Genomic DNA, 8,706 nt, shown 5'->3' with positions numbered 1-8,706 from the left:
AAGCAAAGGTGCTGACCTATCCGCGTACCGATTCGCGTCACCTGCCCGAGGACTACCTCAACACGGTCAAGGACACCCTGGAGGCGCTGGCGGAGAACAACAATTATCACCAGTTCTCCAAGCAGATCTTGAAGCAAGGCTGGGTCAAGCCCAACAAGCGCATCTTCGACAACACCAAGATCAGCGACCACTTCGCCATCATCCCGACCACCCAGGTGCCCAAGAACCTGTCGGAGCCGGAACAGAAGCTCTACGACCTGGTGACGCGCCGCTTCATGGCGGTGTTCTTCCCGCCGGCCGAGTTCCAGGTGACCACCCGCTTCACAGAGGTGTCGGGCCACCAGTTCAAGAGCGAAGGCAAAGTCATGATCAACCCCGGCTGGCTGGCCATCTACGGCAAGCAGGTCGAGGAAGACGACAAGGACAAGGAAGGCGGCGGCAACCTGGTGGCCGTGGCCCCGGGCGAGAAGGTCAAGACCGACAAGGTCACTGCCAACGGCCTGGTCACCAAGCCGCCCGCCCGCTACACCGAAGCCACGCTGCTGTCGGCCATGGAAGGCGCGGGCAAGCTGGTGGACTCCGATGAGCTGCGCGAAGCCATGGCCGGCAAGGGTCTGGGCACGCCAGCCACGCGTGCGGCCATCATCGAAGGCTTGCTGAACGAAAAGTACCTGCTGCGCGAAGGCCGCGAAATGATGCCCACCGCCAAGGCCTTCCAGCTGATGACGCTGCTGCATGGCCTGGGCGTGGACGAACTGACCGAACCCGAACTGACCGGCGAGTGGGAACACAAGCTGGCCCAGATGGAGCGCGGCAAGATCAGCCGTGACGAGTTCATGCGCGAGATCGCGCAGATGACCCAGATCATCGTCAAGCGCGCCAAGGAATATGACAACGACACCATCCCCGGCGACTACGCGACGCTGAAGACGCCTTGCCCCAACTGCGGTGGCGTGGTGAAGGAAAATTACCGCCGCTTCGCTTGTACCAAGTGCGAATTCTCGATGAGCAAGGTGCCGGGTGGCCGCCAGTTCGAAATCGCTGAAGTGGAAGAGCTGCTGCAGAACCGCACCATCGGTCCGCTGCAAGGCTTCCGCTCCAAGATGGGCCGTCCGTTCGCGGCCATCCTGAAGATTTCGCGCGACGAAGAGATCAAGAACTTCAAGCTGGAATTCGACTTCGGCCAGGATCAGGCCGAGGGTGAAGGTGGCGAGCCGGTGGACTTCAGCGAGCAGACCCCGCTGGGCGCCTGCCCCAAGTGCGGCAGCGGCGTCTACGAAATGGGCCTGGCCTATGTGTGCGAGAAGACCGTGGCCAAGCCCAAGGCCTGCGACTTCCGCAGCAGCCGCATCATCCTGCAGCAGGAAATCCTGCCGGAGCAGATGGCCAAGCTCCTGAACGATGGCAAGACCGACCTGCTGCCGGGCTTCATCTCGCAGCGCACGCGCCGGCCTTTCAAGGCCTTCCTGGTGCGTGGCAAGGATGGCAAGATCAGCTTCGAGTTCGAGGAACGCAAGGCCAAGGCACCGGCCAAGGGCAAGGCGGCGGACGCCGATGACGGTGCCGACGAGGCAGTCGCCAAGCCGGCCGCCAAGAAGACGGCGACCAAGACCGCAGCCAAGACCACCGCCACCAAGACCAAGGCGGCCGCGGCCAAGAAGCCAGCGTTGCGCAAGGCGACGCCGAAGAAGGCAGCAGCGCCGGACGCCTGATTTTCCACCTGGCGGAAACGACAAAGCCCTCGCACTTCACGGTGCGAGGGCTTTTTGTTGGCGAGTCGGCGTGGCTTAGTCGCTGTAGACCACCGTCAACGGCGCATGATCCGAAAAACGCTGCTCCTTGTAGATCGCCGCGCTCACCGCCTTGGCCGCGATGCCCGGCGTGGCGACGTGGTAATCGATACGCCATCCCACGTTGTTGGCCCAGGCCTGGCCGCGATTGCTCCACCAGGTGTAGGCTTCGCCGGTGGTCTCGGGATGCAGGCGGCGATACACATCCACCAGGCCCAGCTGGTCGAAAATGCGTGTCATCCAGGCGCGTTCTTCCGGCAAAAAGCCGGAATTCTTCTGGTTGCTCTTCCAGTTCTTCAGGTCGATTTCCTTGTGGGCGATGTTCCAGTCGCCGCAGATGACCACTTCGCGGCCGCTCTTTTCCAGTTCCATCAGGTGCGGCAAGAAGGCTTCCATGAAGCGGAACTTGGCTTCCTGGCGTTCCTCGCTGGAGGAGCCCGAAGGCGCATAGAGCGAGATCACAGTCAGGTCGCCGTAGTCGCATTCGACATAGCGGCCTTCGTCATCGAATTCGGTATTGCCGAAGCCGATGCGCACCGAGTCCGGCTGGCGGCGGCTGTAGACGCCCACGCCCGAGTAACCCTTCTTCTGGGCATAGTGGAAATGGCCGACATAGCCGGCCGGGGCCAGGAATTCATCGGTCATGTCGGCTGCCTGGGCCTTCAGTTCCTGCACGCAGACGAAGTCCGGCGCTTCCTTTTGCAGCCACTCGAAGAAGCCCTTCTTGGCGGCCGAGCGGATTCCGTTGAGGTTGGCGGAGACGATTTTTGGCATGGATGTCCTGTTTGCTTGCTGCGGTAGAGTGTTCAGTCAGGCCGGTAGCATAACCGATAGGATGAATCATTTAAAATGACGGCCTGATGAAGGCTTTGCACCGCCGGCCTTGCCCAATGGCAAGCGCCAACGGTTCGCACCTTCCGTTTTGACTCTTCCCGGGAAATGCATTGTGAGCAACTTGAGACAGGAATTCATCGAATTCGCGGTATCGGCCGGCGTGCTGCGCTTTGGCGAATTCGTCACCAAGGCGGGCCGTACCTCGCCTTACTTCTTCAACGCCGGCCTCTTCAGCGAAGGCGCAACGCTGGCCCAGGTGGCGCGCTTCTACGCCCAGACCCTGCAGGATTCGGGGGTGGAATATGACATGCTGTTCGGCCCCGCCTACAAGGGCATCACCCTGGCCTCGGCCACCGCCGTGGCGCTGGCCGGCATGGGCCGCAACGTCCCCTTTGCCTTCAACCGCAAGGAAGCCAAGGACCACGGCGAAGGCGGCACCATCGTCGGCGCCAAGTTGCAAGGCAAGGTCGTCATCATCGATGACGTGATCTCGGCCGGCACCTCGGTGCGCGAGTCGGTGGACATGATCCGCGCTGCTGGCGCCACCCCCTGCGCGGTGCTCATCGCGCTGGACCGCATGGAGCGCTCGGGCAAGGATGGCGCGCTGTCGGAACTGTCGGCGGTGCAGGAAGTGGCCCGTGAATACGACATGCCGGTGGTCTCCATTGGCAACCTCAACGACCTCTTCGACTACATCTCCAACGGTGGCGATGCCGGCCTGGCCCAGTACAAGGATGCCGTGGCGGCCTATCGCAGCCGTTACGGCGTCTGAGTCATTCCAGGGGGCTGGATAGGGCTTTATCAGGCAATAAATGAAGGAAAAGGGCTGGTTCCTCGCGGATCCAGCCTTTTTTACTGGTGCTGGTGAATTTTTCTTACATCGTCCTGATCGCCCCAGCCACCTGCTGGCGTTGTAGACGATCATCGAGTTCACCGACCTGGGCGGCCACGGCATTCTCGGTCTGTTCCACGCGCTGGTGGATATCCCGCTGCAGGGCATCCAGGCGTTGCGCCAGCAGGGTTTGCTGTTCGCTCTGGCGGGTCTGCAACTGTTCCAGCTCGGTCTTGAGGTAGTTGCGCAAGTCGTTGAAGCGCGAATGTTCGGCCTGGTCAGCCAGGGCGCGCTGGGCTTCCAGCTGCTTGGTCAGGCGTCGGCTTTCCAGCATCACGCTGGTCTGCAAGGCCAGGATGTAGAGCAGGAAGAAGGCCGTCAGCACCACGACCACGCCCAGCATTACCGCACCCAGCGGGGCCTGGAATTCGGTATAGATCAGCGACAGGGTGGTGGTGGCGGTAAAGGCGGTCCAGTTGACGGCGGCGAAGATGGCGACCAGCGCCAGCAGCACGATCAGGAACAGGGTTCGGAATTTCATGGCAGCCTCCTTGTTGGTGAATATGTCGGCAGGCGCACGCAAGTGCTTGTCATGGCGACTATATGAATTTATTGGACTGCGACCGGCCAGGGGATGTTCCTTTCAGTTGTCATCCTGCAATCGGAAATGAAAAAGCCGGCATCAAAGCCGGCCTTCAGGGGGGGAGGGGGAAGGGCTCAGGCTGCCGCCAGTGCCTTCTCCAGCAATTGATGCAATTCCGCAAACTGCGGCTCGCCGACATAACGCTTGATGATGTTGCCATCCTTGCCGATGACGAAGGTGGTCGGGGTCAGCTTGACGTCGCCGAAGGCGTTGGCCAGCTTGTCTTGCGTGTCCAGCGCGACCTTGAAGGGGAGCTTGCGGGTCTCGGTGTAGTTCAGCACGTAGTTGGGCGGGTCATAGCTCATGGCCACGGCCACGAAGTCCAGGCCGCGGTCCTTGAACTTGTTGTAGGTGTCGATCATCTTGGGCATCTCGCCCACGCAGGTGGTGCAACTGGTGGCCCAGAAGTTGACCATGACCACCTTGCCGCGCAAGTCCTTCAGGGCCACCTGCTGGCCATCGAGCTGGGTGAAGGTGACGTCGGGCGCGGCATTGCCGGCATTGACCTTGAAATAGGCGAAGGCGGCGATGGCGGCCACCATCAGGACGGCGGCCAGCTTGATCATGAGACCGCTCTTGGGAGCGTTTGCCTGTGCTTGCATGAAGAACTCCGGGTTCCGGGTAACGGATGTGATGAAGGAGCCGGCAGCAAGCCGCTCCAGATGTATCCCGCCATTATAGACCGCCACGCCGGATCCTGCGGGCGAGCGCTTGACGTGAAAACCGCCGGACGGGCCGGCGGTTTGACCTGCATCACGCATCAGGGGCGAACCCTGCCATCAACTGGTGGCCTTGTTTTCGCTGGCCGGCTTGCGCTGGTATTCCTTGAGTTGATCTTCGGTGATGTACTCGAACAGGGTCACGACCTTGTTCACGTCCGAGACACCGCTGGCGATCTGCGCTGCGCGCTGACCTTCACGCGGGGTCACGCGGCCCATCATGTAGACGATGCCACGCTCGGTGGTGACCTTGAAGGCGCTGGCGTAGAGCGCCTTGTCGTCCACCAGGCTGGCCAGCACCTTGCTGGTGATCAAGGCATCGTTGGAACGCGAACCGAAGCTGGAAGAGGGGCCCACTTCCAGTTCGTTGTACACCGTCTCGACGTTCTGGATGGCCTTGACCTCGCGTTCGGCGGCGGCCTTGGAGGCTTCGTCAGGTACTTCGCCCGATAGCAGCACCTTGCGGTTGAAGGCAGTCACGTTGACGTGGGAGCCGGCGGCCACCACTTCGGGAATGCGGGCTTCGCCCTTGACCACGATCGCTTTGTCTTCCGTCTGCGCGCCCAGGGTACGGCGGTCGGTGGCGGCAAAGGTGGTGGCCAGCGCACCGCCAGCCAACACGGCAAAGCAGCCCTGCAGGCTCAAGGCCACCATGCCACCCAGGGCCACGGCCGCCAGTGGGCGGCGCAGGCGGGTCAACAGCGATCGTGCATCATTCATTGGCTTCATCTCCGAAAAGGGCGACGTCGATACCGTCGCAAATGCAGTGCAGCGAGACCAGATGCACTTCCTGGATGCGCGCAGTACGGTCATGCGGCACACAGATATGCACATCGGCATCGGTGAGGATCTTGCCGATCTTGCCACCGCCCTTGCCGGTCAGTGCCACCACGCGCATATCGCGTTCGTGGGCCACTTCGATGGCCGCCAGGATGTTGCCCGAATTGCCCGAGGTCGAGAAGGCCAGCAGGATGTCGCCGGCCTGGCCGAAGGCCTGGACTTGCTTCGAGAAGATTTCCTGGTAGCTGTAATCGTTACCGACCGCCGTGAGGATGGAGGTGTCGGTGGTCAGGGCCAGGGCCGGCAGCGGCAGGCGTTCACGTTCGAAGCGCCCCACCAGTTCGGCGGCGAAGTGCTGGCTGTCGGCGGCCGATCCACCATTGCCACAGGCAAGAATCTTGTTGCCATTCGACAGTGCAGTGAACATAAGTTCAATCGCCTGTTCGATCGGTTGCGCCAGAACGCTGGCTGCTTTCATCTTCAGGTCGGCGCTTTCCTGAAAATGGGCGAGGATGCGGGGATTTGTCATAGTGGCTGCGATTATAGAGGACTTGGCGGTGGCCAAGCCCGGGCAATTGGTAACGTGAAGTTTCTGGCAATCCGGTCGCACATGATACGACCAGCGCCGGGATGATGCAGCACTCCTGCCCCTTCAGGCAGTGATGGCGTTGCGCAACCACTGCATTTGTCCACCCTCCAGGGCAATGACGTCGAAGCGGCAGGGTGGCAAACCGGGCTGGCCTTGCAGCCAGACCTGGGCCGCCAGCAGCAGGCGCCGTTGCTTGGCCGGGGTGATGCTGGCCGCTGCCCCGCCATAGGCGGCACTGGCGCGGGCGCGCACTTCGACGAACACCACCGTGGCGCCCTCGCGCAGGATCAGATCGATCTCGCCACCCTTGCAGCGGAAATTACGTTCTACCAGCGTCAGGCCCTGGCGCTGCAGATAGGCCAGGGCCTGGTCCTCGGCTGCGTCGCCGCTGCGTTGGCGCGAGGTTCGCCCTAGCAGGTCGCGCAGCGCCATGCTGGCCTCAGTACTGGTCGGCCAGCGGCACCGGCCAGCCGTCCTGGTAGACGGCCTGGGTTTCCTGGCGCTGGAAGAAGGTGGCACCGCCGCTGTTCATGTTCACATTCAGGCGACCGGTGACGCCATCGATGTCGAAGCTGGATTGGCGCTGGGCGATGCCGTAGGCCACCCGATAGGCATCGATGCCCAGCGCATACAGGCGCGCCAAATCTGCATTGGGACGCTCGCCCTCATTGAGGGCCGGGCGTGGATAGCGGCTCACGGCCAAGTTGTCCGGCTGCAGTTGCCAGGGAATGTCGATGAGGCGCACGCCATCCAGTTCGGGCAGCTTGTCGTTGGGATTGTCGCGTTTGAGCGTATAGGGATTGATCTGCGAGGTGCCGTACAGCGGCAGCTCGTTGCCCACGGCGCTGCGCAATTGCGCGGTCTGGGCCGCATCCAGGGCCACGAAGATCAGGGCCGGCTTTTCCTGCTCCACGCGCTTGGCCAGTTGCGCCAGGCCGGGGGCGGACAGTGCATTGGCTGGGGTACTCAATTCCAGCGTTTCGACCTGCAGGCCCAGTTGCCGGGCGCGGAGCATGAAGGAGCGGGCTGCGCGCTTTTGCCAGGCGATGCCGGTGGATACGGCGAAGATCTTGCCGGGCGCCTTTTCCTTTTCCACCCAGTTGGCCACCTGGCGCGCCTCTTCGTCGATGGACAAACCTACCGCCAGCATCTGCGGCGGCAAGGGGAGGTCGGCTTCGCCATTCATGTCCGGCTGGGCCAGCGCCACGGTGGGTTTGTTCACGCGCCCGCTTTGCGCCACGGCGGTGACGGCGCTGCGCGAGAGCGGGCCGATCAGGATGTCGTACTTGCTGGCCGCCTCATCATAGGCGCGCTGCATGTCGGCGGCCGAGTCGCCGGTCTCGACGATGGCCAACTGGATGTTTTCCTTCTGGCGTGAATAGGCGGTCAACAAGCCCATGCGCACTGCATCGGCCGCCGCGCCGAAGGCCCCGCTGCGGGAAGGCAGCAGCAACACCATCCGAATCGGGGCCGCAGCCGGAGCGGCTGCTGCGCCTTCGGCGGCGGCTTCCATCTCGGGCGAGGTGCCCGGCGGCAAGGCCAGCGGGGCCGGGGTGGGGTTCGTTGCAGAGGATGGCAGCGTGGCAGCCTGGGCCAGCAGGGGTACACTGTCGGCTGCTGCAGCGCTGGCCGTTACCATCCAGGGCGCCAGCACGCTTGCCAGCAAGGCCGCTTGTGCGGTCATTTTCTTCAAACCAGTGAACATCCCGTCCCCTTCAATGAATCAGAATTCCAGCGTCGCCGCCGCCATCCTGCAGGATGCCGCCCAGCAAACCTATCCGGTGTCGGCATTATATGTGCTGGCCACGCCCATCGGGAATGTCTGCGACATCAGCCTGCGCGGCCTGCACGTGCTGGCCCTGGCCGATGCCGTGGCCTGCGAGGATACCCGCAATACCAGCCAGTTGCTGCAGCGCTATGGCTTGTCCAAACAGTTGCTGGCTACCCATGAACACAATGAGCGCGAAGCCGCCGCCAAGATCATCGAGCGGCTGCAGGCCGGCCAGCGCGTGGCCGTGGTTTCCGACGCCGGCACACCTGCCGTCTCCGATCCGGGCGCCCGTGTCGTGGACGCCGTGCGCGCAGCAGGGTTCCAGGTCATTCCGCTGCCGGGGGCGTCGGCGGCGGTGACGGCCTTGTCGGCTTCGGGCCTGGCCGATGCGCGCTTCCTCTTCGTCGGCTTCCTGCCGGTCAAGACGCGCCAGCGCGAGACCGCCCTGCAAGAGCTGGTCGATCTGCAAGCCGCGCTGGTGTTCTATGAAGCCCCGCACCGCATCGTCGAGACGGTGCAATCGCTGCTGCAGGTGTTCGGCCCCACCCGTCAGGTGGTGCTGGCGCGCGAACTGACCAAGCTGTTCGAGCACATCCACCGCTGCCCGCTGGGCGAGGCACCAGCCTGGCTGGCACAGGATGCCAACCGCCAGCGCGGCGAATTCGTGGTCTTGCTGGAAGGGGCGCAGCCGGTCGAGGGCGAAGATGCCGAGGGCGAGCGCGTGCTGCGCATCTTGCTGAGGAGTGCC

10 protein-coding genes are annotated in these 8,706 nt (G+C 63.0%); 3 read left to right on the top strand and 7 right to left on the bottom strand.

What is annotated here, in order from left to right; genetic code table 11:
- On the top strand, window positions 1-1,712 hold a 1,712-nt coding region (locus I5W_RS27085; protein WP_044531588.1), incomplete at its 5' end, for a DNA topoisomerase.
- A gap of 75 nt (window positions 1,713-1,787) precedes the next feature.
- Here the strand turns inward: I5W_RS27085 and I5W_RS27080 are convergent.
- Window positions 1,788-2,564, bottom strand: a complete 777-nt coding sequence (locus I5W_RS27080) for an exodeoxyribonuclease III (RefSeq protein WP_044531587.1) — start codon at window positions 2,562-2,564, stop codon at window positions 1,788-1,790.
- Window positions 2,565-2,736: 172 nt separating this feature from the next.
- Here I5W_RS27080 and pyrE point away from each other — a divergent pair, with 172 nt between their 5' ends.
- Window positions 2,737-3,396, top strand: coding sequence for an orotate phosphoribosyltransferase (pyrE, locus tag I5W_RS27075; RefSeq protein ID WP_017450114.1), 660 nt, complete (start codon window positions 2,737-2,739; stop codon window positions 3,394-3,396).
- A gap of 103 nt (window positions 3,397-3,499) precedes the next feature.
- Here the strand turns inward: pyrE and I5W_RS27070 are convergent, their stop codons facing one another.
- The 6 genes from I5W_RS27070 to I5W_RS27045 all read right to left on the bottom strand — a co-directional run bounded on the left by I5W_RS27070 (window position 3,500) and on the right by I5W_RS27045 (window position 7,892).
- Complete coding sequence (locus I5W_RS27070; RefSeq protein ID WP_017450113.1) at window positions 3,500-3,997, bottom strand: hypothetical protein; 498 nt, start codon at window positions 3,995-3,997, stop codon at window positions 3,500-3,502.
- A gap of 176 nt (window positions 3,998-4,173) precedes the next feature.
- Window positions 4,174-4,701 carry a peroxiredoxin family protein gene (locus tag I5W_RS27065; RefSeq protein WP_017450112.1) on the bottom strand — a complete coding sequence of 176 codons (528 nt, stop codon included), beginning with the start codon at window positions 4,699-4,701 and terminating at the stop codon, window positions 4,174-4,176.
- 177 nt (window positions 4,702-4,878) lie between these two features.
- Window positions 4,879-5,538, bottom strand: a complete 660-nt coding sequence (locus I5W_RS27060) for a BON domain-containing protein (protein ID WP_017450111.1) — start codon at window positions 5,536-5,538, stop codon at window positions 4,879-4,881.
- Window positions 5,531-6,127 (bottom strand): phosphoheptose isomerase, encoded by a 597-nt coding sequence (locus I5W_RS27055; RefSeq protein WP_017455023.1) that lies wholly within the window; start codon window positions 6,125-6,127, stop codon window positions 5,531-5,533. The genes I5W_RS27060 and I5W_RS27055 overlap by 8 nt, the downstream gene beginning before the upstream one ends.
- 123 nt (window positions 6,128-6,250) lie before the next feature.
- Complete coding sequence (locus I5W_RS27050) at window positions 6,251-6,619, bottom strand: YraN family protein (protein WP_044531586.1); 369 nt, start codon at window positions 6,617-6,619, stop codon at window positions 6,251-6,253.
- Between the two features lie 7 nt (window positions 6,620-6,626).
- A complete protein-coding gene (locus I5W_RS27045) occupies window positions 6,627-7,892 on the bottom strand; it encodes a penicillin-binding protein activator (protein WP_044531585.1) in 1,266 nt (421 codons plus the stop codon).
- A gap of 13 nt (window positions 7,893-7,905) precedes the next feature.
- Between I5W_RS27045 and rsmI the strand changes: the two genes are divergently transcribed.
- A partial coding sequence (rsmI, locus tag I5W_RS27040; RefSeq protein ID WP_044531584.1) for a 16S rRNA (cytidine(1402)-2'-O)-methyltransferase occupies window positions 7,906-8,706 on the top strand: 801 nt, incomplete at its 3' end.

This window comes from Herbaspirillum sp. B65 (genome assembly GCF_000333555.1).
Taxonomy (GTDB): domain Bacteria; phylum Pseudomonadota; class Gammaproteobacteria; order Burkholderiales; family Burkholderiaceae_D; genus Herbaspirillum; species Herbaspirillum rubrisubalbicans.
The sequence above is the reverse complement of the archived record's forward strand: the minus strand, read 5'-3'. Positions and strand labels throughout refer to the sequence as shown.